This is a genomic window from Thermomonospora curvata DSM 43183, from assembly GCF_000024385.1.
GTDB lineage: Bacteria > Actinomycetota > Actinomycetes > Streptosporangiales > Streptosporangiaceae > Thermomonospora > Thermomonospora curvata.
This window is the reverse complement of record NC_013510.1, coordinates 3,127,014-3,149,950: the sequence shown is the minus strand read 5'-3', so window position 1 is coordinate 3,149,950 and position 22,937 is coordinate 3,127,014. Positions and strand designations below refer to the sequence as shown.

The following is a 22,937-nucleotide window of genomic DNA, read 5'->3' as shown; positions in this document are numbered from 1 at the left end:
GGAAACCGCCGTGAAATTCGGAATCCTCCTCGACCACCAGTACCGGCACGGCGACGACATCAACCGCCGCGTCGGCGAGCTGGTGGAGTTCACCCAGCACGTCCGCGACCTCGGCTTCGACTCGATCTTCGGCATCCACCACTACCTGTCCTCGCTGAGCACCCCCCAGCCGCTTCCGCTGCTGGCACGGCTCATCGACCACTCGGGATCCATGCAGATCGGCACCGGCATCCTCATCCTCCCGCTGGGGCACCCGGTGCACTGGGCCGAGGAGATCGCGACCATCGACCAGATGTCGGGCGGCCGGTTCGTCCTCGGCGTCGGCGCCGGCTACCGGGAGGACGAGTTCGCCGCCTTCGGCATCGACCGCCGCACCCGCGTCTCGCGGATGTATGAGGCCCTGGAGTGCATGCACAAGCTCTGGACCGGTGAGCCGGTCTCCCACCAGGGCAGGCACTTCGCACTGGAGAACGCCCGGTGCAGCGTCCTGCCGGTGCAAAAACCCGGGCCCCCGGTGTGGATCGGCGCCAACGGCCCGGTCGGCATCCAGCGCATCGCCCGCGCCGGCCACCCCTGGCTCGCCTCCTCCAACGTCCGGCGCAACTGGGCGGTCGGCAACCTCGCCGAGTACCGCGCCCAGCGCAAGGCCGCCGGGTTCGACGAAGAGGACATGGTGTTCCCCATCCACCGGGACCTGTGCGTCGCCGACTCCTTCGAGGAGGCGTACGCGATCGCCGGGGCCGCGGCCCGCGCCTCCTACGGCGAGTACGTCCGCTACGGCATGGACTACTTCGAAACCCAGTGGGAGGCCATCAAGCACAAGGCCCTGTTCTTCGGGTCGCCGGACGACATCGCCGCCAAGATCGAGGACTTCGCGTCCGCCGGCTTCAACCACTTCATCTTCCGCACCCAGTGGCTGGGCCTGCCGATCGAGCGGTCCGTGGAGATCGTCGAGCGCTTCGCCCGCGAGGTGATGCCACGGTTCCGCCCGAAGGCCGAGCCCGCGAAGGCGAGGACATCGTCATGAAGATCGGTCACGTCATCGTCCCGGCCGCCGACCTGGACGCCCAACTGGAGTTCTACACCGCGCTCGGCTTGACGACGCGCTTCCGCGACGGCGACCGCTACGCCGCCGTCACCGACGGCCACACCACCATCGGCCTGGCCGACGAGTCCCAGCAGCCCGTCGCAGGCCGCACGGTCGTCAGCATCCAGGTCGATGACCTGGACGCCCACGCCGAGCGGCTGTCGGCCGGCGCCCCGGTGACCGGCCCGCACGAGCGGCGGATCGTGGTCACCGACCCCTGCGGCAACCCCGTCGTCCTCTACGAGAGGCTGTCGTGAACGAGGTCCTGCTCGACGTGGCCGACGGGGTCGCTCTCGTCCGGCTGAACCGCCCCGCCCAGGGCAACGCATTGAACACCGCTTTGAAGACGGCTTTGCTGAGCGCGCTGCGGAAGGCCGCCGGCGACGAAGCGGTCCGGGCCGTGGTGCTGACCGGGGAGGGGGAGGCGTTCACCGTCGGGCAGGACCTCCGCGAGCTCCGGCAGGCCCTCGCGGCCGACCCCGAGAGGGCAGGGGAGACGGTCGAAAAGCACTACAACCCGATCACGTTGCTGCTGGCCACGATGCCCAAGCCCGTGATCGCGGCCGTCAACGGCACCTGCGTCGGCGCCGGCCTGGGGTTCGCGCTCGCCTGCGACCTGCAGGTCTGGTCGTCGCAGGCCACCTTGGCGACGGCCTTCCACAAGGTGGGGCTGACCTGCGACTCCGGCCTATCGGCGACCCTGGTGCAGGCGGTGGGACGCGCCCGCGCCCTGTCGCTGATGCTCCAGGCGGAACCGTTCACCCCCCACCAGGCCGCCCAGTGGGGGTTCGCCGGGGACATCGTCGCCCCCGACCAGGTGAGGCCGCACGCGATGGCACTCGCCCGGCGGCTCGCCCAGGGCCCGACCAAGGCGATCGCCGCGACCAAACGGCTGCTGCTGGCAGCCCCGTCCCGGACGCTCCCCGAAACACTCGCCGCCGAGGCCGCCGAACAGACCGCGCTGGGCTGCACCCGCGACCACTCGGCAGCCGTCGAGGCGTTCCTGACACGCCGAAAACCGGTCTTCACCGGCTCGTGAACCCGCCCACAGAGAAACGGAGGACAATACGGAGAACAGTTCCGCGACAGCCCGCCAAGAAAATCAGGAGCTCGCCATGGGATACCGAAGGAGGCGGGCGCGCCCCCGTGACCCCGCCCTCGACCGGGCGGTCCTGCGCGAGACGCTGACGCTGCTGGAGAGCGGCGGCTACGAACGGCTGCGCATGGCCGACGTCGGCCGCCGCGCGGGAATCGGCCTCGGCTCGCTGTACCGGCGCTGGCCGACCAAATACGCCCTGGTCGTCGACGCACTGCGCAGCGCCGCCCCGCCCGTCGCGGTCGAGCCCACCGACGACCCGGCCGGCGACCTGGTCACGGTGCTGATGAAGTTCGCCGTGCAGCTCCGCAGACACCGGACGCTGCTGGCGGTGCTGCTGACCGCCCCGGACTCAGAGGTGGCCGCCGCAGTCCGCGAGGCGAAACTCGCCCCCGCCCGCGAAGCCGTCCGCACCCACCTGACCCGCATCATCGGCACCCCCGCCGACCTGGACGCCCGCACCGACCTGGGACAGGCCTTGATCCTGCAGTACCTGTTCCACCACGGCACGACCCCCGACGAGGCGCACATCCGCGGGACCATCCTTCCCCTGATGACCGGCCAGTCGGTCGGCGTCTGAACGGTCTCGGAACGACGATGCCCGGCAAGCGGCAGCCGATGTGAGGAAGCCAACGCCCAGAGCCCGACCGCCGGTAAGGCCGCAGCGTCACAGACCCACAGGCCTACGGAATGCGCGGCCGGGCGCCGGAACGAGCCGACGAGCAAGGCCACAGCTCTCCGCGCGCCCATCCGCACATCCCCGCGTGGCCGCTTCGTGTCATAGGCCCGGCCTGGGACGTCGCGTGTGGACGGCCATCCTCGACAACTTGCTCATTTTTCAGAAGTATTTGTGCTGCTCTGCGGGGTCAGCGGGTCTCCCGTGCCGGTGAGAGGTCTGTCCAGCTAAAGATGTAATTGAGCCTGAGACAATTGCGGGAGACAAACGTCCGTCAGAGGCAGTGTCGAAGACGGGACTATCCCTGCGTGCGCGTAGGGATCTGTCGTTGTTGAGCACCCGAGGCTCTCACCACGTTCTACCGGCAGGTTGCAGGGGCGTTCCGGCGGTGAGGAGAGCTTCGGACAGGGGCGTCGAGGAACCGAACGACTCTCCAACGCCCCGCCGGGAGCGGAGGCATTGCCGCCGTCGCGATGCGGGCCCGTGTGGTTCCAGGTCAGGTTCGGGTCGGCGTGGTGGTGAGCCTGTGGACGAGGAGGTCGATCACGGCTCGTTTGCCGGCCTCGTCGCGCCGGTGGGTGAGGAGGCCTTCGATGACGAAGGTGCCGATCGCGATCATGGCGGGGAGGTCGGCTTCGGCGGCGCCGGCTTTGCGGAGGTCGTCGGCGATCAGGGTCTCGGCGAGTTCGTGGAAGCCGGTGTGCCAGGCGTGGACGGCGGGTGAGGCCGCGGCGCGGGTGTGGACGGTGTTGACGAGGCCGTGCAGTCTTTCGAGCTGGTCTACGGCCCATAGGAGGCGCTCGTTGAGCGGCCGGTCGGCGATGGTCGCGTACTGGGCGAGGGCTTCGGTCAGCAGGCGGTCCAGGACGGCGATGAGCAGGTCGTCCTTGTCGCGGAAGTACCAGTAGATCGTGTTGACGGTGACGCCGGCGTGCTTGGCGATCCGGCCCATGGACGTCGACTCGTAGCCGTCGTCGATGAACAGCCGCTGGGCGACGGCGAGGATCTCCTCGCGCTTCTCCTCGCGGTCCTGGGGACGTCGGTTCCGGGGCACCTCCGCATCCTATCTTGAATGCCCTTCAAGAACACGCTAGCTTTCTTGAAGACCATTCAAGACATGAGGTGGGCCCATGAAGACCGATCCCGCGGCCGCCGAGCTGCTCGGTCTGAACACGACCGAGCTGCTGGCGCTCTTCACCACGCTGCCCGCCCCGTCCATTGAGGAGATGAACGGGGAGTACGCCGCCCGGCTGCTGGCTCAGCCCAACGCCTTCGCCTCGGTGACCGGGCACGCGGCGGTGTCGAACCCGTTCGCAAGGTGGCTGTGCAAGGGGTTCCGGCCCGTCGATGACCGGACCGGGCGCGGCTACAACACCTTCCGCCAGTTCGGCCGCGTCCGGCGGCGCTATGCGATGCACACGCTCATCGCGCCGTCGCGCTATGACGGCCGCCCCGCCTACACGCTCGTCTACCGCGCCTATGGCTCGGTATGCGGGGCGATCAACATGGTCGACGAGGTCCGCCGCGCGGCACCCGGCGTCTACCTGGGCATCGGGACCTGGGGGTTCACCGAGCGTCAGCGCCGCATCCCGCTGCCGTTCCTGCTCACCGGCCCCGTCGGCCCCTACCGCGGCGACGTCGGCACCGCCCGCCGCGGCTTCACCCCCGGCCCGCGGGAACTGCCCGGCCGCAGGGAAACCGGCCCATGACGAAGCGGCCGCGGCATGGCGCCGGCGGCCATACCGGTGAGCCGAGCGCCCGCCCGACCCGCAAGAGCGGCCCGGCGCCGACCCTCGCCGCCGGAGGCCGCGCCCGCATCGACGACCGGATCACCCCGGCCTCTTTGGGCCGACGCACCGCCCGCACCACCCTCGACGGCGCCCGCACCGAGAGCTTCGCCGCCCCGGCCGCCCGGCCCGGGGCGCACACGTCCGGGACCCTGCCCGGCGCCGGCCTCATCACCCGGCTCCCCGGCAGCGGTCTTCTCGCCATCAGTCCGACCGAAGGAACCTTCGCATGACCACCACCCCCCGCACCGCGCTCATCACCGGCGCCTCCGCAGGCATCGGCGCGACCTTCGCCCGCCACCTGGCCGCCCGCGGCTACCAGCTCCTGCTGGTCGCCCGCCGCACCGACCGCCTCCAGGAACTGGCCGCGGAGCTGGCCGACCGGCACGGCGGCAAGCGGCGCTATGAGGTGTTCACCGCCGACCTCACCGACCCCGCCGCCCCCAAGGCGATCGTGGACTACGCACGCACCCAGGGCCTGGACATCGACGTCCTCATCAACAACGCCGGGCTGTCGGGCAAGACCGCGTTCGCCGACACCCCCTGGGAGACCCTCGCCGGGGAGATCCAGCTGATGGTGACCGCCCAGACCGAACTCGCCCACCTGGTCATCCCCGGCATGAAGGAACGCCGCTGGGGACGCATCGTCAACCTGTCCTCCCTCGCCGCGTTCGCCCCACCCGCCGCGAGCCTCCTCTACACCGGCATCAAGTCTTACGTCCTCAACGTCTCCCAAGCCCTCGACATGGAGCTCAAGCCCTACGGCATCCACGTCACCGCTCTGTGCCCCGGCTTCACCTACACCGAGTTCCACGACGTCATGGGCACCCGCGACAAGGCCAACCGCCTTCCCCGCATCCTGTGGCAGCACCCCGAAGCCGTCGTGGCCGAGGGCTGGAAAGCCGTCCAGGACGGCAAACCCGTCTGCATCCCCGGCCTCGTCAACAAGATCTCCGCCGCCCTCATGAAGCCCCTGCCCATCCGCCTGAGCTACCTTGCGGGACGCACCTTCAACCCCTTCAAGAACAGCTGACCCCCTCACCTCCGTGCACCGGCCGCTGGACCGGCCCGCCGCGGAGCTCATGGAGGACTTCTCAGACGCCCTGAAGAAGAGGGGCGAGGCGAGCGGCCGCCCGGCGGCGTCGGACGGCGGAGACGAGGCAGAGGCCACCCGCTCCACTGCCGGGTCCCGGTGCAAAGCCCAGAGCCCTGCCTCCTGGCGACCCAGCGACGGATCTATGAGCAGGCGCCATGACTGGGGTTTTCTCAACGAAATTGAACGGAACACGCCGGGACGAAGCGTGCACCAGGGATGTTGAACACGTTGGGAGACGTTGCCTCGTTGCGCTCTGAAAGTCATAAAGCCCCTGGGAGGAGGTGTCTGCACCACCACAACGACCCACTGCCCAGAGGTTTTGCGTCGCTTCCCTAACGAGCCATGCTCGACGTCCTCCGTCCCCGGAGCTGAGCACCCCGTTCGGCTGTCGGCCGCTCACCGCCGCCGGGCCCTGACCTGCAGTGGCCAAGCCCTGCCGGTGCTGGCCCACCTGCATACCGGCCAAGCCGTATGCCCAGGTCGGAACCGGATTCGGGGCGCAGGCCCCCACCTACCTGCAGCTACGTGCACGAGGCGGTGAACCCGCCGGTCGCCCGCGCGCCCAAGCTGGACCGGGCGCTGCAGGCCGCCCGGGCGTGTGGAGAGCAGCCGCTGGTGCCGGACCGCACGCTGATCCCGATCGGCTGGCCGACCGCCGACCGGCCCTTCTCCCTCGGCAAGCACCACTGCCATGGGATGAACCTGCAGGTCATCGCCACGCTGGAGGCCGGCTGGCGTGGGCGTCGGAAGCGCTGCCCGACAGCGTCCATTGGCCCGGCTCCTACACGCGGCGGCGGGCTGGTGTGTGTTCGTGGGGGGCAGGAAGGGCAACGGATTTCTCGGCTTGGGATGGGGTGGTGGTGTCCGCTCTCGGTGGTCACCTGGTGGAGGGTGGGTTCCAGCGGGCGTGATCGTCGCCCTGTCGGAGAGTGGCGAGCCGGTGGGTCACCTCGGCTCGCAGCGTCTGCTGGGTGGGGGCGTGGCGGATGTAGGGGCTCAGCCCGCTGATCTCTCGGATGCGCAGTAGTGTTTCGAATCCGTCCCAGCCGCGGATGTCCCAGCCGTAGACGGCGGTGAACTCTTCGATCTCTTGGTCGGTGTGTCGGGCGAAGCGGCGGTGCATGTAGTGGATCTGGATGAGGTCCCATTCGCAGGGGCCGATCGTCGCATGGTCCCAATCGCCCAGCAGTACTCCTCCACCGCGCAGAGGAAGAAGGTTGTTGGAGTGGGCGTCTGCATGGATCAGCCGCGGCGGGTGTGGGAAGTTCAGCCTGGCCCAGTGGTGGCGCAACTGCCGGATCTGTTGCAGTAGCCATGTCCGGTCGGCAGTGGTCATCGCATCGGGGTGGTGTTCGATGGCGGCCGCCACCCCGGCGAGCGGGTCGTGCAGCGATGGCAGTGAAAACGGTGGGTGTGGTTGATCGTGCAGCCGGCGCAGCAGCATGCCCAGATCACCGCCGCTGCCGGCCCGGTCGGGGTCGATGTCGGCTGCCTGCCATGCCGACACCACTCGTCCCTCGACCCGGAATGGTCCTGCTGGGTCGGCTGGGATCACACAGGGGTAGCCGCGTTCTGACAGCCAGCGTGTGACCTGGATCGAGATGGCCACTTTTGTGAAGGCGTCCGGGTTGCCGGCGATGCGGATGATCAGACCGGCGGATGGCAGTGCGATGACGGTGTTGCTGTGTCGGCGCAGCACCTTGGCGTCACCGGTCGGTACCTGGCAGCGCTCGGCGACCACGGCCAGGGCCTTACGGACATCAGTGGGAAGCGCATGATCCATACCGGTACCGTTCTCCCCGCCTACCTGCTCGGACGCAGCGCTGACCGAGCGGCCTTCCCTGACGACCGGCCAGCCAGTCGGCGTCTGAACGCTCTCGGAACGGCGATGCCCGACCAGTGACAGTCCGATGTAAGGACGCCGACGCTCAGAGCCCAACCGGCGTCGATGACCCGCGGGTCTACGGGATGCGCGGTCAGGCGCCGGAGCGAGCCGACGAGCACGGCCACAGACTCTCCACGCGCCCGTCCGTACTTCCTCGCGTGGCCGTTCCATGTCATCGGCCTGACTTGGGACGTCGGGATGGCCATCCTCGACAACCCGCTAGAGATGCTCCTTTGTGCTGCTCTGTGAGGTCAGCAGTCTCCTGTGCCCACTAGGGGCCTGTCCGGCTAAGGGTGGAACTAGGTTTTACTCAGGGCAGTTGCGGGGGCAGCGCCCGTCGGAAGTAGTGCCGAAGACGGGATTATCCCCGCGCGGGGAGCGGATTCGTTGAGAAGACCTCAGTGACCGCCGTGCGAGGAGCTGTGGTCGCTCTTGCGCTACTGGAGGTTCATGATCGGCTCTTTCTAGAGCTTCTCGGCGGAGGGGAAGGAACAGGAGCCGGGAGTCAGACGACCCCCGGCCAGCGGACGTCGGGGTGGGTGAAGCCTAAGAAGGCGAGGGATGGTCCTCGAATGTCCAGGGGCGGCCCTCTGGCGGGCGGTCGAGGGGTCAGACAGTCGAGGGCTCCTGCTTGAGACGGATCAGCAGGGCGGTGAACTGGGCAGGAGGCATGGTCAGGTGACCGTGCTCCCGGTTTTTGGAGTCACGGATACCGATGCCCTCGGCGAGGCGGGCGACCTCAACGCAGTGACCGCCGTTGGAGGCGCTGTAGGAAGACTTGCGCCACTGCTGTGCGCTCATGTCCATCGCTCCTCTAGGACCTTCTTGATGAAATCGACTGACTGATCGACCGGCAGCGCGTGGCTGCGAATCACCTCAAACGACTCTGCCACCTTTTGGATCTCGTTGCCTACACTTGTGGTCATACCACGCAGGGCGGAGTCTGCGTACGCCACTTCGGTGCGGTCGTCCAGCGTCGCGATCGCGAACGCCCCAGTGTTGCCGGGGTGCGGGATACCCCTCGGCACGATCTGCACGGTGAGACGAGGAGAGATCACCTCCAGCAGGTGTTCGAGCTGCTCACGCATTACTTCAGGCCCACCCAGCCCGTTGTGGAGCACCGCCTCATCGAGCAGGCAGACCACAGTGGGCGGCGGCGGGGACGACCTGTGGAGGATCTTCTGCCGCCCAAGCCGGGCCGCTGTCGCGTCCTCATCACCGAAGAGCAGCGTGCGAGCATACGCCTCCGTCTGGAGAAGACCATCGATGACTATCGGCTGATACGAGCGAAGCATGACCGCCTCGGCCTCCACCACCGGCCAGTCGAACCAGACCGGGAAGGCCGCGTCCAGCACCAGGTCGTCCCAGAGCTGCAGAAGCCTGCCACCCGCTTTCAGCTCCCTGTCCATGGTCTCGGCGAACTCGCGGGAGCAACGAGTCCGCCCACTTTCGACCTGACCGACATACTGGCTGGTCACCCCCCGCCCGTTGTTGGCACGACGCCCCAGACTCTCCTGGGTCAGCCCGGCCTCTTCCCGGTAACGGCGAAGCTGGCGCCCGAAGGCCAGCAGAGTCGGAGAAACATTGCCTCGCCTACGCCGAGGAGCCATCTTCCATCCTCCCAAGCAGATGAAACCAACCAGGGCGCTAATGAAACCCAGAAAGGGCAACAGAAGACACCCTTGGCCGGTTTCCAGCCTCTGTCCAGCGCTTTGTGACGAAGCGTACTCGGTCGGTGGTTGAATGGCTACAAAAACTGGGAAGTTACGTCTCTGAAAAGAAGCCTTCATGATCGGCGAACGCCCATGCCCGCGCTCTGGCAAAACCTGTTCACCGTAAGCTTCGGGCGTCCTGCCCATCTTCCTGATGGGATCACGGCTTCCTGGAACCTGCCTAGTGCGCCCCTCACCCAGCAACAACTACATAAACGGAACTATTTGCGCATTCCGGAAGAAGTGCTTGTGATCACCGGCAAACTGCGAGCCAACGCTTCCGAGACGGCCCTGGACAAGGATCTCCATCACCGCCTCGAACGCAACCTCGAGGGCTCCCTCATCTCCGCCTGAGCGCGGCCGTGCGCACCTTCACCCTGGTAGGAGGCGACACAGCACTGTTTCACGCTCTATGCCGTTGAGAGCACCTCGGTGACAGGAGAGGACTGAGCCTTGCCCAGTGAGCACGGCTCTCGCCGGCTTGCAGAATAAGGACGGCCTTGGCGATATGACCGGCACGGTACAGGCAGCAGTGCAGCCTGTACGGGAGGCTCCAACTCTTCAGCAGAGCAACGGCATGCTCAGCCAGGCGCGAGTCCTGCCGTCCTCTTTCCGCATCTGTGTCCTGCTGCGCCCTTGTACAGGCTCCACCATCTCGACCCGGTCATAACCGATCGCCTTTGAACAGGCACGGCAGGGCAGGGAAACCGACTTCGCGCTGTAACCGTCCCCGCGTGCGCGGGGAGCAGGGCGCCGTCGTGATCCTGATCGCGTACATCCCGGGACCATCTCCGCGTGCGCGGGGAGCAGCCGGCCGCCTGGCCGTCCGGCACCCCCGTCGAAGGACCATCCCCGCGTGCGCGGGGAGCAGCGTTGAAGAGCTCACGAAGCCGAGTGAACGAGGGGACCATCCCCGCGTGCGCGGGGAGCAGCAGCGGGACGGGATCGTGCTGCCCGGGCCTGGGGGACCATCCCCGCGTGCGCGGGGAGCAGTACGGCAAAACAGACGCGGCACGCGCCCACGCGGGACCATCCCCGCGTGCGCGGGGAGCAGATCGTCGTCGACTACGGAGACACCGACGACCTGGGACCATCCCCGCGTGCGCGGGGAGCAGGCCTGGAGATCATCTACCCGGGCAACCGGATCGGGACCATCCCCGCGTGCGCGGGGAGCAGCTACGTGTGGGAGCCGAACCGCACGCTCGCCAGGGACCATCCCCGCGTGCGCGGGGAGCAGATGGACCGAGCCGCGTACCGTCCGCTGTCCGGGGGACCATCCCCGCGTGCGCGGGGAGCAGGGACTCTACCGCGGCCTTGATCACCGCGCGAAGGGACCATCCCCGCGTGCGCGGGGAGCAGAACCGCAGTCATGGGCGCGGGGAGAGGCATCGTGGACCATCCCCGCGTGCGCGGGGAGCAGGAAGCATGGCTGGCCTGGGTCGAGGCCGAACTGGGACCATCCCCGCGTGCGCGGGGAGCAGGACTGCTCGCTGTACCGCCATCCGGACCACCCGGGACCATCCCCGCGTGCGCGGGGAGCAGTTCCGAGGCCTACCCATGCCGTCCCAGCCCGCGGGACCATCCCCGCGTGCGCGGGGAGCAGCTGCGTGAGGCCACCGTCGGCCGTATCTACGGGGGACCATCCCCGCGTGCGCGGGGAGCAGGCAGTGAGCGAGCGCGAGTACACGCAGCGAGGGAGACCATCCCCGCGTGCGCGGGGAGCAGCTCGGCGGCCGCGCCGGTGGGCTGGGCTCGATGGGACCATCCCCGCGTGCGCGGGGAGCAGCGCGCGGCCGGCGTGTAGACGACCTGGTGGCCGGGACCATCCCCGCGTGCGCGGGGAGCAGCGCCGCTGGGCCTCCCTGAGCGGGCTTGAGCCGGGACCATCCCCGCGTGCGCGGGGAGCAGAGCGGGCAGGCTTGGCGTGGACGGTCACCGGTGGGACCATCCCCGCGTGCGCGGGGAGCAGCCCACGCCTGGTGGACGGCTGTGGAGCAGCGGGGGACCATCCCCGCGTGCGCGGGGAGCAGGGGTCAGGACGCCTTGGCGAGGTTCGCGAACTGGGACCATCCCCGCGTGCGCGGGGAGCAGCAGGCTTTGGGTGGCTTTCTCCAGGGGGTGCGGGGACCATCCCCGCGTGCGCGGGGAGCAGGAGCTGCAGGCCGCCGTGCTCGAGCACGACCTGGGACCATCCCCGCGTGCGCGGGGAGCAGCGGCCCGTTCTCCATTAGTTGAATTCACAACCGGGACCATCCCCGCGTGCGCGGGGAGCAGCTTCGGCAAGGCGGTCGCGCAGCGCACGGAGGGGGACCATCCCCGCGTGCGCGGGGAGCAGGGGGTCTGCCGGATCGGCGCGATAAGACGATCGGGACCATCCCCGCGTGCGCGGGGAGCAGTACAAAAGTCTGATGGTATGTTCGCGCTCCCGGGGACCATCCCCGCGTGCGCGGGGAGCAGAGCAGGGTGCCGGCCATGTGGCCGACACCGGAGGGACCATCCCCGCGTGCGCGGGGAGCAGTGCCGATCATCACCGCAGTGCGCAGCGTCAAAGGGACCATCCCCGCGTGCGCGGGGAGCAGAAGTTCGGCAGGTCGCGAGGTATCCCTGCCGCGGGACCATCCCCGCGTGCGCGGGGAGCAGCAGAGCGCGCCCAGTGCAGCCGCGGACCCGACGGGACCATCCCCGCGTGCGCGGGGAGCAGCCCTGTCGGGCGAGGTGGATCCTGTAGACGGCGGGACCATCCCCGCGTGCGCGGGGAGCAGCTGTGGCAGGTGGCGACCCAGTAGTCGGGTCCGGGACCATCCCCGCGTGCGCGGGGAGCAGGTGCGGATGTCGGTCCGCCAGTAGATGGCAGCGGGACCATCCCCGCGTGCGCGGGGAGCAGGAGGGATGGTAATGACTATCGAGCTCCCGAACGGGACCATCCCCGCGTGCGCGGGGAGCAGCCGCTGACGCGGACGACCTCACCGGAGACGCCGGGACCATCCCCGCGTGCGCGGGGAGCAGACTTGCTGACCTGCAGGTTTATCTCAGGATAATGCTGGAATTCATTACTTCTTTCAATCTGGACATATCGGGCGTCGCTCTGTCGTCCTCCGCCGCTGTCGCCCAGGTGTGTGGTCCTAGGTGAGGGCGGTGCTGGAGTGAGAGGTGTGGCGGCTGCACCACTTGGGCATCCAGGTGTTGGCAAAGGTGGAGATTGGTTTCACGGGTAGGGCGGACTCTGCGTCCCATGCCGGGGCTGCGGTCGGGATGCTTGGGCGATGCGGGTCAGCGTTTGCCGTAACGGCGGCGTTTGGCGGCTTTGCTCCACCCAGTGGGTGGCGGGGTGGCCGAGATTGTCGGTTGGGTTTTGGGGCGGCGGATTAGGGTGATGCCTTCGTAGTCGATGGGGTGCCACTTGTGGTCCCAGGTTTCGAAGGTGAAGCCCTGTTCGTTGTCGGTGGTGTAGGCGAGGAGAGCCCGGCCGGTGCCGGAGTACTGGCGGACTTCCCGCCAGAGCACCTCGCGGATTCGGGCTGAGGGGCCTCCGATGAAGACGCCGGGAGAGATCTCCATCAGCCAGCGAGTCAAGAAACCGCGCAGGCCAGTGGGGCACCGGGTGAGGATGATGATCGTCACCAGAGCCCCTCGTCATAGTTGCGGCCTGACGCCAGATGTTCCCCATGGTCGCCTTGGAGGGTGACCTGGTCGATGTCGCTGTTCAGAGGGTCATCGGGGACGTCTGGCAGCAGGAGGCTTTTGATGTCATCGACGCAGCGGCGCAGCAGGCCGACTCTGTTGACCTCGTCGCGAATGGCACGACGGGTGCGAGAGCCGACGTCTTCGGGGCTTTCGGCGACCGTCCTGAAGGCGATGGGGAGTGCGAACTCGGTCTTGTAAAGGTCGGCGATGTCCAAGACGAAGGCCAGTTCATGCCCGGAGTGGATGAAACCCAGGCCGGGAGAGCAGCCGAGAGCGGCGACGGTGGTCTGAGCGATGCCGTACATGCACTGGGCGGCTGCGGTGACCGCCTGGTTGACGGGATCGCTGGACCCGAAGTCGCCCGGGATGTAGTGCCGCCCTTTCCAGGTGATGCCGTACTTGGCCGCTTCCTGGCGGTAGCGCTCTTTGACCCTGCGGCCTTCACGGCCGAGGAGTTCCTGCCGGGTGAGGCCGGCGGGATCTTCGTCGGGGAAGCGCATCCGGTACATCGCGCGGGCGACCTCCAGGCGGGTGCGGCGGTTGGCCCATTTGATGGCCTGGGCTTCAACGAGTGCGGACGATCGGGTGAGGGATCTGCCGCCCGAGTAGAAGCGGACGCCCTGCTCGCCCACCCACACCACGCCTGCTCCGCTGTCACCGAGGACGCTCATGGCCTGGTGGGTGACGCGGGTGCCGGGCCCTAGCAACAGGCATCCGATGGTGGCCGACGGGATATGGGTGATGCCGTCGGCGTCCTCCGCCGTGATCGCGTTGTCCTCGCGGTGCAGGGTGCAGCGCTCCAGATAGATGAACGAGATCCGGTCGCTCATCCGGGTCAGTTCGCGGGGTGAGGACGCACCCCGTCGGCTGATGGTGGACATGCTCACGCCGCCGCGAGGGTCATCAGGCCGCAACCGTAGGCCTTGGCTCGGCCGAGTCCTCGGGTAAGGGTGCGGCGCAGGGCGTCGGGGTCGGTGACCTCGAGCCTGCCGTCGAAGGTCACGGTGACCAGGGTCACCGGCCTGCTGTTGCCTCTTTTCCGGAACTCCAGGTGGCGCCGCTCCCGGATGACCAGCTCGTGCACGTCCACACCGGGGATGAGCTGCCGCTCCCGGGGCTTTTCCACCACCCTGAAACCGGCAGCCTCCTGCCGTTGCAAAAGCCATTGCATTTGGTGCCGCATGCCGACATGCGCTGTGATCTTGGTGGGTTCGGTGTCATTGCGGCGCGCGGTGTGCACGGGGTTGGCGGTGAGGCGGAACGCCCACTCCTCACCCTTGGCCAGCCGGGACAGGAACGGGCCGTAGTCATAGGTCTGCCACGTGCCGGTGGTGGGCCAGCCGGCCTGCTCGACCAGGTGGGTGAGGTCGGGCTTGAGAGGGCTGACGATGTAGAGGTAGGTCTCGGACTTGCCGTTGCGGTCGATCCGCCACAGCACCCGCGGCCCGTCGTCCTCTTGGACAGGGGGCGTGGCGAACGACGACATCACCGCGGCGTGCAGCATCTGCGGCGAGGACAGGATCCTGCGGGCGGTGACACGCGCCGTGTTGAAGCGAAAGCGGGTCAGGTACATCACGCGCCTTCCAGAACGGCGATCGGGTCATGGTCGGGCGGCTGTGAGGCGGCGGGGTTGGGAATCTCGACATGCCCGTGGCGGACGCCGCGCAGCGCGTAGCGACGGTGGATCGGGTCGAAACTGATCGGCTGGTCACGAAGAGTGTCGACCCGGCCGTCGCCGGCGGTGGCCTCGATGATGGTCTCCAACCGGACGAAAGGCTCCCGCCGCCGTCGGCGCTGATACCAGCGTGAGGCCCGCCAGACCTCCTGCTTGAAGACCTGCTCGATACCGCCGTGGCGGACGCCCAGGTCCAAGGGCCGGGACGGCGGGCAGGATCGGCGTCCGAGGTAGGGGAGGAACACCGGGTGGCGCACGGCGTCATGCAGCGTGTCGATCAGGTCGTCCGGCCCTTCGAGCGCTGCGACGAACACGGCGTCCGCCAGGTAGAACCGCTCGGAGACCGGCATGGATCTGCCGGTCTCGAAGTGATGCGCGGTCTGGTAGTCGCGAATCGGAGTCCCGCGCTGATCGACGCGGACGCCGAAGCGCAGCGCCGCGAGATCGCCGGGGTCGTGCGAGCGTTCCCGGCCGAGCGCGGCGGCGAGCAGCCCGATCACGCCGCTTTTGGTGGGAGCCGGTTCGGTGGTGCGCCGGGCGAAACGCGACGACGATCCCCACGCCTGCAAAGGACCGGCGAGCTGGAGCAGCAGAACGCTCATGATGCGTCGCTCTGCCGCACGGCCACCTCGGCGCCGACCTTCTTGACGAGCTCGGGAAGAGTGACCTCCTCACCGAGATCCGCCAAGGCGGCGGTGTTGGGCCCAACCCGCAGCACCCAGGTCTTGGCGTCGGCGGCGACACCGTAGGCCTTCTCGATCTCGGGAACGTAGCGGGCCAGACGCTCGCTGGCCTCGCGCACATGGCCTCCGGAGTCCTGATCGGCCCGGCAGGGCTCTTCGAACGCCCCCGCGAAGTTGATGGGACGGGACGAGCGGATCTTGACCACGACCGCGTCGGGGAGGGTGTGGTTGCCGAAGGTGTTGAGCTTGCCGGTGGGCAGCGAGGTGATGAAGCCCTCCACGAACGCCTCCACCGCCCGGCGGACCGGCTCGGTCGACGGCTCGTCCTCGCGCAGCCCTTTGCCGAGGTTACGGCGCAGCAGGTCCACGTCAACCGCTGCGTACCGGTAGAGGGTGGCGGAGTTGAACTCCACCGTGCCGATCATGCCGGCGCCCAGGTCGTCGTCCTCGCGTTCCTTGTGGTCGTCGACCGCGGTGTAGTAGTCGGACTCGTTCTCCACGTGGTGGACGCTGATGGCGTGCGCCACCTGCGCGGCGGCGTCCACGTTGATGTCGGCCCCGTCGGCGACCATCCGGCCGAACAGCGCGATGTCGACCGAATGCCGGCTATTGGCGATCTGCTTGGCCTCGGCCTTGTTACCGGAGTCCTTGAAGAACGCCTTGATGTCGTCGCGGCCCTTGACGGCGAGCTCGGCCAGGCCGTCCAGCTGGCGGGCGCTCAGAAACAACAGGTATTTCGATTCCGGGGCCGGCGCGGGGCCGTCCGCAGACGCCTTGCGCTTGGGCGGCTCGATCTTCGACCCGGTGGCGGCCTGGACGGTCTCGGCGGCCAGCGTCCACGCCTCGGTCTCGGGGATGGAATCGTCCAGCTTCCGGATCCGCCCGGCCAGCAGTTCGGCGACCCGCTTGGTGCGCACCCCCAGCTCGCTGGGGTCCAGCAGGTCGTGGAAGGCGCGGCGAATGGCGCGCTTCCAGGCCTGGCTGGAGACGCGGGCGCGGCGGACACCACCGTAGACGGCGGTCTTGGGGGTGCCGGTGTCGTCCCGGTTGAGGTTGCTGGGCGGGACGGTCTGCAGGGCGTGCAGCTCCAGGATGGTACGGGTCGTCATCAAGAGTCCTTGTCGTTCGTTGGCGTGTGGTCGGCGGTTTCGGTGTTCTCGGGCCGGTAGGCGTGGAAGCTGCGGCCCCAGATCTGACGCACTTGCCGCATCCCCTGGGGCGTTTGGGCCTGATACAGCCGGGTGGCGAGCCGCTGGTAGTCCAAGGGGACGGCGTGACGGCGCAGGAGGGTGATGACCTCCCGGAGCCGAAAAGCCAGAACATCCGGGGTGGCCGCGGTGCCGACCCGGACGAAACGTCTGCGGATCGGCTCGTCGATCTCCCCCCTGGGCATCATCCGGCGGACGGCTGCGCCGAGTTCGATGCCGGGCTGGTGCATCCTTCGGTCGGTGCGCGACTGCTGGTGCAAGGCGTACAGGGTCACCGCCAGGAACAAGGCGTTCTCAGCCCGGGTCGCCTCGGTGTCGGACAGGTCGCGGTCCTGGAACAGCAGCTCCATGCCGATCATCCCCCACAGCTCGGGCATGTCCCGGGGGAGCTTGCCGGCGCCGCGCCGCAGTTGTGCCAGCGTCGCGACGGCCGAGCTCTGGTCGTCCAGATAGCCCTGCTGCCACTTGGCGATGGACTGGCCGGCGATCTGGCCCACCAGGTCCTCTAGGGACCGCTGCGCGGGTGGGGCCGTGGTCATGACGGGACCTCCAGCATCTGCTCGCTCGCTTGCTCGGGGGATGGATCGTCGGACTGCCGGGCGCCGGGCAGCTCCTTGCGGAGGCGATTGCCGAACACCTCCTTGGCGTAAGAGGCGTTCAGCCAGATCTTCTGGCCCTTCTTGGTCTGGACGATCCGCCCCTCCCAGGCCGGGTCGCCGGCCGAGTCCACCAGGTCACGACCCAGCCGGGTGATGATCTTGTACGTTTCCCGCTGCCAGGCCACCCGCCGTTCGCCGGCGTCGGCGCCGGGCGTCAGAGTGGTCAGCCACTGGCGGAAAGGACCGTCCAGCATGCCGAAGCCGAGGGCCCGGGCGGCGGCGACCGCGGGCGCGGGGTCGGTGCCGGACGCCTCGGCCAGATCGGAGGCCAGATCTCCGAGGATCGTCACGGCCTTCTCCGCGTCGGCGACGGCGTCGATCGCGGTCTGCCCCAGTTCCTTGTTCCGCTCGTGCAGGAGGACGATGGGCATCGTCACGGCGTCATCGACCATGTCGTTGATGACCGACTGCTGAGTGCCGTACACCGCGCCCACCAGCCGGGCCCTGATCAGGAAGTCATCCGGCAACGGCCCTTCGACGGTCAGACGGGCCACCCAGTCCAGGATCCGGGGACGCACGATGGCGGCGGCCTCCTCGCGCTGTTCGGTGCCTTCCGCTCGTCCGGCGACCAGTGCGCCCAGCCCGCGCCAAGCGCTGCGGCTCGGGTCGTGCTCACGCGGCAGGTAGACCTGGGCCAGCCTGAGCTTCTTCTCCTGAGCGGGGCTGCGCCGCCAGGCCGTCATCGGCTCGTGAACATGCTTGTTGTGCGGGCTGAGGCTGTCGCCGTAGGCCAGCACCACGCCGTAGACGCCGTCCGCGTCGAAATGGAGCCGTATTCGCCTGGACTGCCAGGTGTACAGGTCCCGCAGACCGGCGGGACGACGGCTCAGCTCGATCTCATCCAGCTGCTGCGGGCCGCGCGGCTCCTGACGCCAGGCCGGCAGATCACGGGCGGGGTCGATCCTCAGGTTGTCGGTGTCGAAGGCGATGAGGTTGAGCAGCAGCGTTTCCCGCAGGTCATCGCCTTCGACGAATACTCCGCCGAGGTTGCCGGCCCAGCCGACGCCTTGCGGGTACACCTTGCCTTTTTTGACCCTGGGGTCGCCCACCGCACCGGACTTGATGCCGGATGTGTCGAAGGCGTGGGCGTGCACCAGCCAGCGTGCGGCCTCGGCGAAGTCCAGCCGCTCCACGCCGTGGGCCCGCATGGTGAAGAACAAGGTGCCGTTGGGGACGTCGGCGACGATCCGGTCCAGGGAGAAGACCTCGTCGCCGGCGGTGCGCAGCTCGGCGGTCTGCAGGAACGGCGCCTGAGGGTGCAGCAGGTCGAAACGGTCGCGGTGGCGTTCCAGGTAGGCGGTGATGCGGTCGGTGGGCAGGCCCTCCTCCCACAGTTCCGTCCACTCGTCGATGTCGTCGGGGCCCTCGATCGCATCGTGCAGGATCGCCAGCAGCAGCCGCAGCAGCGCGAATTCCTGGGTGGGCACGTCACCGACGAGACGGCGCAACCGGTGGGCCTGCTGAAAGACCTCGGTCAGCGACAGCAGCCCTTCACCGCCGTTGTCATAGAGCACTGGCAGCCACGGACGGCGGGTGAGATCGAAGGACGGTTCACTCGGCACGAGTCACCTCCAGGCCATCCGTGGGCGTGTAATGCAGGTCGTAGCCTGCCAGACGGGTCCGACAGTTCTCGTCCAGAAAGAGGATCAGTTCACCGGCCAGCCAATGGCACTCTTTGGACTGCCAGGCCGGGATGCATTCGGCCTCCAGTTCCTCGATCGCGCGGTCAAGGACTTCGGGGGTCGAGAACTGGAAGGGAAGCCGCAGCCCGCAGGCCGCCACTATCCGCGCCAAACGCGGCTCGGGCGCGGTCTCGGTGGGCAGCTCCAGGCCACCGCGTCCTTCGGTGAGCCACGGCACCGTCCGCACGGTCCCGTCGGCCAGGCGCTGCACCACCAGGACTTCCAAGGACTCCTCGCCGTCGCGGACCTGGGCCCTGCCCGCCCGGGTGTCGTCGGCGTCGCCGACTCCGGCGTCGAGCCATCCGATCAGGGCACGGCCGTCCTTTCCGACCTTGCCGAGCTGGAAGGACTCTGCCTCCTTGCGCTGCTTTTCCTGGTGCAGCTCCTGATCGCGCCGGGCCTCTTCGAGCGCCTTCTGCCACTCGGCCGGCCCCGCGGGATCGTGTCCATAGGCCTTTTGCACCAGCGGGCTGATGTCCTCCGGAAGGCGCACAATATGTCCGGTTTCTGCGCTGCCGCTGAGGTAAGGCTCCAGAACGGCCGCAGCGCGCAACAACGGGTAAGGCCGGTAAATCCGCCGGGAACCGCTGACCGGCTCGACCGGAACGGCCGCCCAATCCGCACCGGTGACCAGGCACCGGGCGGTGCGAAGCCGCGGCGGACGCTCCGACTGCCCCTCGCCCCGCAGGTGCCGGTGCACCCGTCCCATGCGCTGCAACAGCAGGTCGATCGGGCACAGATCGGTCACCAGCAGATCAAAGTCGATGTCGAGGGACTGCTCGGCCACCTGGCTCGCCACCACGATGTGAGCCTCTTTGGGGCGTTTGGTGTCCTTGCCGGGCGGACCGAACAGCTTCAACAGCTCGGCGTCCTTGGCCATCCGATCCAAGTCGAGGAAACGCGCATGAGCGACGGTCACGTTGCCGAACCGCTTCCGCAAGTGCGCAGCGGTCTGCAGGACGCGATCAACGGTGTTGCGCACCACCAGTGCGCAGCCGCCGTCGGACAACTCCTCTTCCAGCCGGTCCGCCAGGACGTCAAGGTCGTCCTCCAGCCGTTCCATATGAACAGCGGTGCAACGACCGGACGGGGCGACGGGCTGCAATACCGGAGACCGTCCAGGAGCCGCGGCGGTCAGCAGCGGGTAGCCCTCAGCCCTCTCCACCTCCGTGAGGCCGGACCCGCTCGTCCCCGCGTAAGCCTCAAGGAGTTCCCGTCTCCGCCCGGCCGGAAGCGTCGCCGACAGCACGATCACCGGCACGCGGTAGGCGCCCAGCCAGGACAGCACCCGGTCCAGGTAGGTGTTCATGTAGGTGTCGTAGGCATGGGCCTCGTCGATGATGACGACCTTGCCCGCCAGCGCAAGGTGGCGCAGCGCCACGTGCCGGCTCTTGAGCCCCATGAACAGCAGCTGATCGATGGTCCCCACCCCGAAGGAGGCGAGCATCGCCTTCTTCCTGCCGCGAAGCCAGTGGTGGGCGACGAGCTCGGCGGAGTGGACACGTCGATCACCGTGATGTCGCCGCTCGTCACCGGGGCCGTCCAGTTCCACCGCGCTCACCGTCCGCCGGCCGGTGCGCATGAGCTCGACGTACTTCTCGTTCAGCGCCGCCTTCGAATGCGCCAGATACACAGAGTGCGTTTCGCCTGAGCCGCCGGCCGGGAGCCGCCGCAGCCACTCCAGCAGACGGGGGAACATCGCATTGCCGGTCGCCATGGTGGGCAGCGCCACATAGCAGCCACCCGCCCCGGAACGCGCCGCGAAGATCTCGGCGACCGCCAGCGCGGCCTCGGTCTTCCCTTCCCCCATCGGCGCCTCGATGATCATCAGCCCCGGTGCGGCCATGCCGCGCGCCAGCTTCACCGCTTGCTCCTGCACCGGCCGGACACGCGCTCCCAGGGGCAGCGCGAACCGTGCGGCGAACAGCTCATCTGTGTCCTCATCCGGCTCCACCGCCCGCCAAGGAGCCGGCAGCGCCAGACCGCGCCAGGCCGCCTCGATGCGCTCGCGGTCACTTATGTGCGCGGCCTCAGGGAAGTAGGGAAAAAGATCGGGGTTGCTGGCGATCCAGTCAGCGACGATCACCAATCCCGTCAGCAGCACCTGTGCCGGCTGTGACAGCTTCACCCGCCGCCAGTCGTCCAGCCGATCACGGACGCCGCAAGCCGCCGCACAAGCGTCCAGCAGCTCCTCCTGCACGCTCCGCCACGCCGACTCGCGATCGGGCGTGCGAAGCAGGTAGCGGCGGGCATTCAGATCATGAACGTTCTGGTAGGCCGGCGGAACACCATGATGCCCACCGGCAATGACCGCGAGCTGCAGCGCCGCGGATCGGTTCCACCCGTGCCGCTCTATCAGCCATTCCTGTAGCAGGAACTGCCCCGCCAGCCCATGCGGGGCAAGCCCCCGATCGATCATCTCCCGGTGGCCGGGCATGCCCAACCCGGCATCTCGCATCGCGGCAGCGAGTGCCTCCACCTGACACGCGAACGCCGGCGTGGCCTTCCCGATGTCATGCGTAGTCGCCAGCCACACCACCAGCCGCCGAGCGTCCTCGGCACCTCCCGGCAACTCCGCGGAGATCAGTCGCCGTACTTGGTGAGGAATCCACTCATCCCACAGCAGTCCCGCTACCGCGCCGCTGTCAGCCATGTGCCGCCACAGCGGCAGCCATCCTTCAGCCGCGCGGTCATGCTTGGCCCACACGGCCCGGGCGACAGCCGACAGGCCCTCTCCCAGCCGGCCAGGCTCCTCCCCTTCGATCACGGGAGACAGTTAAGCCCATACTTCACATCGACGCACAGGTTTTCCTGATTTTGCTTGACATCAACGTTCACGAAGGGGGGCGGATCTCGCGCTCTGTTGACTTCCAGCTCTCTTGGGGTTGCCTCCTGCTGCAGTCTCCGTCCACCCTGGGGTGAGAGTCCGCTCGTAGAGCGATGTCCCAAATGTCTGATCCTGTAAAAGTGCTAGATTCTGGCCTGCGCTGGGCATAAACCCGCAGGTCAATCAGTCTGCTCCCCGCGCACGCGGGGATGATCCCCTGCCTTGATGGCAATTTGGATGCCGATCCAGCTGCTCCCCGCGCACGCGGGGATGATCCCGCGACGTCCTCAATGGCGGTCATCAGAATCCGCTGCTCCCCGCGCACGCGGGGATGATCCCGGCCACTTGAACGCCCAGACCCGCCAGATCAACTGCTCCCCGCGCACGCGGGGATGATCCCGGAGGGGAGGTCGCTCGCGCCGACGTGGTCAACTGCTCCCCGCGCACGCGGGGATGATCCCCCGATGGCCGAGCGGACGACCTGACCGAACTCCTGCTCCCCGCGCACGCGGGGATGATCCCTCGGCGATCACGGCCGTGAGCTTGGCGTGTCACTGCTCCCCGCGCACGCGGGGATGATCCCCACCCTGGACGCGGCTTTCACCGGCCGCGACACCTGCTCCCCGCGCACGCGGGGATGATCCCTGCTGCGGGGGCTCACCTCCCGCGCCGAGGAGCTGCTCCCCGCGCACGCGGGGATGATCCCCGTTCGGCCAGGTCTTCGATGGTCAGGTGCTTCTGCTCCCCGCGCACGCGGGGATGATCCCTCGCTGGGCACGACCTCCACGGCTCTGGGCGTCTGCTCCCCGCGCACGCGGGGATGATCCCCACTGCAACCCGAAACGCGTCGTGGCCACGCCCTGCTCCCCGCGCACGCGGGGATGATCCCTCCCGAACGTCGGCAAGATCGATCCGAAGAAACTGCTCCCCGCGCACGCGGGGATGATCCCCCGATGAAGGGAATCGGCTTGTGACGGCGGCGCTGCTCCCCGCGCACGCGGGGATGATCCCGACGAAGCTGCCCCGCGAGGGCAGACAGGGGACTGCTCCCCACGCACGCGGGGATGACCCGGCACGTAGCCGATAAGCACTAGCATGGCCGCCTGGCTCCCCGCACACGCGGGGATGATCCCGGCATCCGCGCCACCACCTTCACCAAACAAGACTGCTCCCCGCGTAC

20 protein-coding genes and 2 CRISPR repeat arrays (1 of these 22 only partly in view) are annotated in these 22,937 nt (G+C 68.4%); of the genes, 8 read left to right on the top strand and 12 right to left on the bottom strand.

Annotation, left to right across the window (positions count from 1 at the left end):
• The first annotated feature begins 10 nt into the window (after positions 1-10).
• The 4 genes from TCUR_RS13325 to TCUR_RS24990 all read left to right on the top strand — a co-directional run bounded on the left by TCUR_RS13325 (position 11) and on the right by TCUR_RS24990 (position 2,763).
• Entirely contained in the window at positions 11-1,027 is a 1,017-nt protein-coding gene (locus TCUR_RS13325) for an LLM class flavin-dependent oxidoreductase (RefSeq protein WP_169313028.1), read from the top strand.
• Positions 1,024-1,344: a VOC family protein gene (locus TCUR_RS13320; protein WP_012853033.1), complete on the top strand. Its 321-nt coding sequence runs from the start codon at positions 1,024-1,026 to the stop codon at positions 1,342-1,344. Before TCUR_RS13325 ends, TCUR_RS13320 begins: the two co-directional genes overlap by 4 nt.
• The gene (locus tag TCUR_RS13315) at positions 1,341-2,126 is read left to right on the top strand and encodes an enoyl-CoA hydratase/isomerase family protein (protein WP_012853032.1); all 786 of its coding nucleotides are present in this window, start codon (positions 1,341-1,343) and stop codon (positions 2,124-2,126) included. Before TCUR_RS13320 ends, TCUR_RS13315 begins: the two co-directional genes overlap by 4 nt.
• 76 nt (positions 2,127-2,202) lie before the next feature.
• Complete coding sequence (locus tag TCUR_RS24990) at positions 2,203-2,763, top strand: TetR/AcrR family transcriptional regulator (protein ID WP_012853031.1); 561 nt, start codon at positions 2,203-2,205, stop codon at positions 2,761-2,763.
• Positions 2,764-3,355: 592 nt separating this feature from the next.
• Here TCUR_RS24990 and TCUR_RS13305 read toward each other — a convergent pair.
• The gene (locus TCUR_RS13305; protein WP_012853030.1) at positions 3,356-3,913 is read right to left on the bottom strand and encodes a TetR/AcrR family transcriptional regulator; all 558 of its coding nucleotides are present in this window, start codon (positions 3,911-3,913) and stop codon (positions 3,356-3,358) included.
• Between the two features lie 76 nt (positions 3,914-3,989).
• On the opposite strand from TCUR_RS13305, the gene TCUR_RS13300 reads away from it, so the two are divergent.
• Genes TCUR_RS13300 through TCUR_RS13290 form a run of 3 tightly spaced genes read left to right on the top strand, consistent with a single transcriptional unit; the run spans position 3,990 to position 5,679 of the window.
• Positions 3,990-4,568, top strand: coding sequence for a hypothetical protein (locus TCUR_RS13300; protein ID WP_012853029.1), 579 nt, complete (start codon positions 3,990-3,992; stop codon positions 4,566-4,568).
• Positions 4,565-4,879, top strand: coding sequence for a hypothetical protein (locus TCUR_RS13295; protein WP_012853028.1), 315 nt, complete (start codon positions 4,565-4,567; stop codon positions 4,877-4,879). Before TCUR_RS13300 ends, TCUR_RS13295 begins: the two co-directional genes overlap by 4 nt.
• Positions 4,876-5,679, top strand: coding sequence for an SDR family NAD(P)-dependent oxidoreductase (locus tag TCUR_RS13290; RefSeq protein WP_012853027.1), 804 nt, complete (start codon positions 4,876-4,878; stop codon positions 5,677-5,679). Before TCUR_RS13295 ends, TCUR_RS13290 begins: the two co-directional genes overlap by 4 nt.
• A gap of 940 nt (positions 5,680-6,619) precedes the next feature.
• On the opposite strand, the gene TCUR_RS25665 is transcribed toward TCUR_RS13290, so the two are convergent.
• From TCUR_RS25665 to TCUR_RS13265, 3 genes are all read right to left on the bottom strand, one after another.
• Entirely contained in the window at positions 6,620-7,525 is a 906-nt protein-coding gene (locus tag TCUR_RS25665) for a phosphotransferase family protein (RefSeq protein ID WP_012853026.1), read from the bottom strand.
• 711 nt (positions 7,526-8,236) lie between these two features.
• A complete protein-coding gene (locus tag TCUR_RS13270; protein ID WP_012853025.1) occupies positions 8,237-8,428 on the bottom strand; it encodes a DUF397 domain-containing protein in 192 nt (63 codons plus the stop codon).
• Positions 8,425-9,237: a helix-turn-helix domain-containing protein gene (locus TCUR_RS13265; protein WP_012853024.1), complete on the bottom strand. Its 813-nt coding sequence runs from the start codon at positions 9,235-9,237 to the stop codon at positions 8,425-8,427. The genes TCUR_RS13270 and TCUR_RS13265 overlap by 4 nt, the downstream gene beginning before the upstream one ends.
• A 195-nt stretch (positions 9,238-9,432) precedes the next feature.
• Here TCUR_RS13265 and TCUR_RS26515 point away from each other — a divergent pair, with 195 nt between their 5' ends.
• Positions 9,433-9,693 carry a hypothetical protein gene (locus TCUR_RS26515; protein WP_148233017.1) on the top strand — a complete coding sequence of 87 codons (261 nt, stop codon included), beginning with the start codon at positions 9,433-9,435 and terminating at the stop codon, positions 9,691-9,693.
• A gap of 366 nt (positions 9,694-10,059) precedes the next feature.
• A CRISPR array of direct repeats spans positions 10,060-12,345; the repeat unit is 29 nt; unit sequence GGGACCATCCCCGCGTGCGCGGGGAGCAG.
• Positions 12,346-12,609: 264 nt separating this feature from the next.
• Here TCUR_RS26515 and cas2e read toward each other — a convergent pair.
• The 8 genes from cas2e to TCUR_RS13225 are packed head-to-tail and all read right to left on the bottom strand — an operon-like array spanning position 12,610 to position 21,697.
• Entirely contained in the window at positions 12,610-12,960 is a 351-nt protein-coding gene (gene cas2e, locus TCUR_RS13260) for a type I-E CRISPR-associated endoribonuclease Cas2e (RefSeq protein WP_012853022.1), read from the bottom strand.
• Positions 12,957-13,904 carry a type I-E CRISPR-associated endonuclease Cas1e gene (gene cas1e / locus TCUR_RS13255; RefSeq protein ID WP_012853021.1) on the bottom strand — a complete coding sequence of 316 codons (948 nt, stop codon included), beginning with the start codon at positions 13,902-13,904 and terminating at the stop codon, positions 12,957-12,959. Before cas1e ends, cas2e begins: the two co-directional genes overlap by 4 nt.
• Before the next feature lie 2 nt (positions 13,905-13,906).
• Positions 13,907-14,596 (bottom strand): type I-E CRISPR-associated protein Cas6/Cse3/CasE, encoded by a 690-nt coding sequence (cas6e, locus tag TCUR_RS26030; protein WP_012853020.1) that lies wholly within the window; start codon positions 14,594-14,596, stop codon positions 13,907-13,909.
• Positions 14,596-15,300 (bottom strand): type I-E CRISPR-associated protein Cas5/CasD, encoded by a 705-nt coding sequence (gene cas5e, locus TCUR_RS13245; protein ID WP_012853019.1) that lies wholly within the window; start codon positions 15,298-15,300, stop codon positions 14,596-14,598. The genes cas6e and cas5e overlap by 1 nt, the downstream gene beginning before the upstream one ends.
• Positions 15,297-16,490, bottom strand: coding sequence for a type I-E CRISPR-associated protein Cas7/Cse4/CasC (gene cas7e, locus TCUR_RS13240; RefSeq protein ID WP_012853018.1), 1,194 nt, complete (start codon positions 16,488-16,490; stop codon positions 15,297-15,299). Before cas7e ends, cas5e begins: the two co-directional genes overlap by 4 nt.
• Positions 16,490-17,128 (bottom strand): type I-E CRISPR-associated protein Cse2/CasB, encoded by a 639-nt coding sequence (gene casB, locus TCUR_RS13235; RefSeq protein WP_012853017.1) that lies wholly within the window; start codon positions 17,126-17,128, stop codon positions 16,490-16,492. Before casB ends, cas7e begins: the two co-directional genes overlap by 1 nt.
• Positions 17,125-18,810, bottom strand: coding sequence for a type I-E CRISPR-associated protein Cse1/CasA (gene casA, locus TCUR_RS13230; RefSeq protein ID WP_012853016.1), 1,686 nt, complete (start codon positions 18,808-18,810; stop codon positions 17,125-17,127). Before casA ends, casB begins: the two co-directional genes overlap by 4 nt.
• Positions 18,800-21,697: a CRISPR-associated helicase/endonuclease Cas3 gene (locus tag TCUR_RS13225; protein WP_012853015.1), complete on the bottom strand. Its 2,898-nt coding sequence runs from the start codon at positions 21,695-21,697 to the stop codon at positions 18,800-18,802. Before TCUR_RS13225 ends, casA begins: the two co-directional genes overlap by 11 nt.
• A gap of 248 nt (positions 21,698-21,945) precedes the next feature.
• A CRISPR array of direct repeats spans positions 21,946-22,937; the repeat unit is 29 nt; unit sequence CTGCTCCCCGCGCACGCGGGGATGATCCC; it runs 14 nt beyond the window's last position.

Excerpts from the sequence above, each read along its gene's own strand:
- TCUR_RS13320 (WP_012853033.1), top strand. The coding sequence starts at position 1,024 with ATGAAGATCGGTCACGTCATCGTCCCGGCCGCCGACCTGGACGCCCAA.
- TCUR_RS24990 (WP_012853031.1), top strand. The coding sequence starts at position 2,203 with ATGGGATACCGAAGGAGGCGGGCGCGCCCCCGTGACCCCGCCCTCGAC.
- TCUR_RS13300 (WP_012853029.1), top strand. The coding sequence starts at position 3,990 with ATGAAGACCGATCCCGCGGCCGCCGAGCTGCTCGGTCTGAACACGACC.
- TCUR_RS13295 (WP_012853028.1), top strand. The coding sequence starts at position 4,565 with ATGACGAAGCGGCCGCGGCATGGCGCCGGCGGCCATACCGGTGAGCCG.
- TCUR_RS13290 (WP_012853027.1), top strand. The coding sequence starts at position 4,876 with ATGACCACCACCCCCCGCACCGCGCTCATCACCGGCGCCTCCGCAGGC.
- TCUR_RS25665 (WP_012853026.1), bottom strand. The coding sequence starts at position 7,525 with ATGGATCATGCGCTTCCCACTGATGTCCGTAAGGCCCTGGCCGTGGTC.
- TCUR_RS13270 (WP_012853025.1), bottom strand. The coding sequence starts at position 8,428 with ATGAGCGCACAGCAGTGGCGCAAGTCTTCCTACAGCGCCTCCAACGGC.
- TCUR_RS13265 (WP_012853024.1), bottom strand. The coding sequence starts at position 9,237 with ATGGCTCCTCGGCGTAGGCGAGGCAATGTTTCTCCGACTCTGCTGGCC.
- TCUR_RS26515 (WP_148233017.1), top strand. The coding sequence starts at position 9,433 with ATGCCCGCGCTCTGGCAAAACCTGTTCACCGTAAGCTTCGGGCGTCCT.
- cas1e (WP_012853021.1), bottom strand. The coding sequence starts at position 13,904 with ATGTCCACCATCAGCCGACGGGGTGCGTCCTCACCCCGCGAACTGACC.
- cas6e (WP_012853020.1), bottom strand. The coding sequence starts at position 14,596 with ATGTACCTGACCCGCTTTCGCTTCAACACGGCGCGTGTCACCGCCCGC.
- cas5e (WP_012853019.1), bottom strand. The coding sequence starts at position 15,300 with ATGAGCGTTCTGCTGCTCCAGCTCGCCGGTCCTTTGCAGGCGTGGGGA.
- cas7e (WP_012853018.1), bottom strand. The coding sequence starts at position 16,490 with ATGACGACCCGTACCATCCTGGAGCTGCACGCCCTGCAGACCGTCCCG.
- casB (WP_012853017.1), bottom strand. The coding sequence starts at position 17,128 with ATGACCACGGCCCCACCCGCGCAGCGGTCCCTAGAGGACCTGGTGGGC.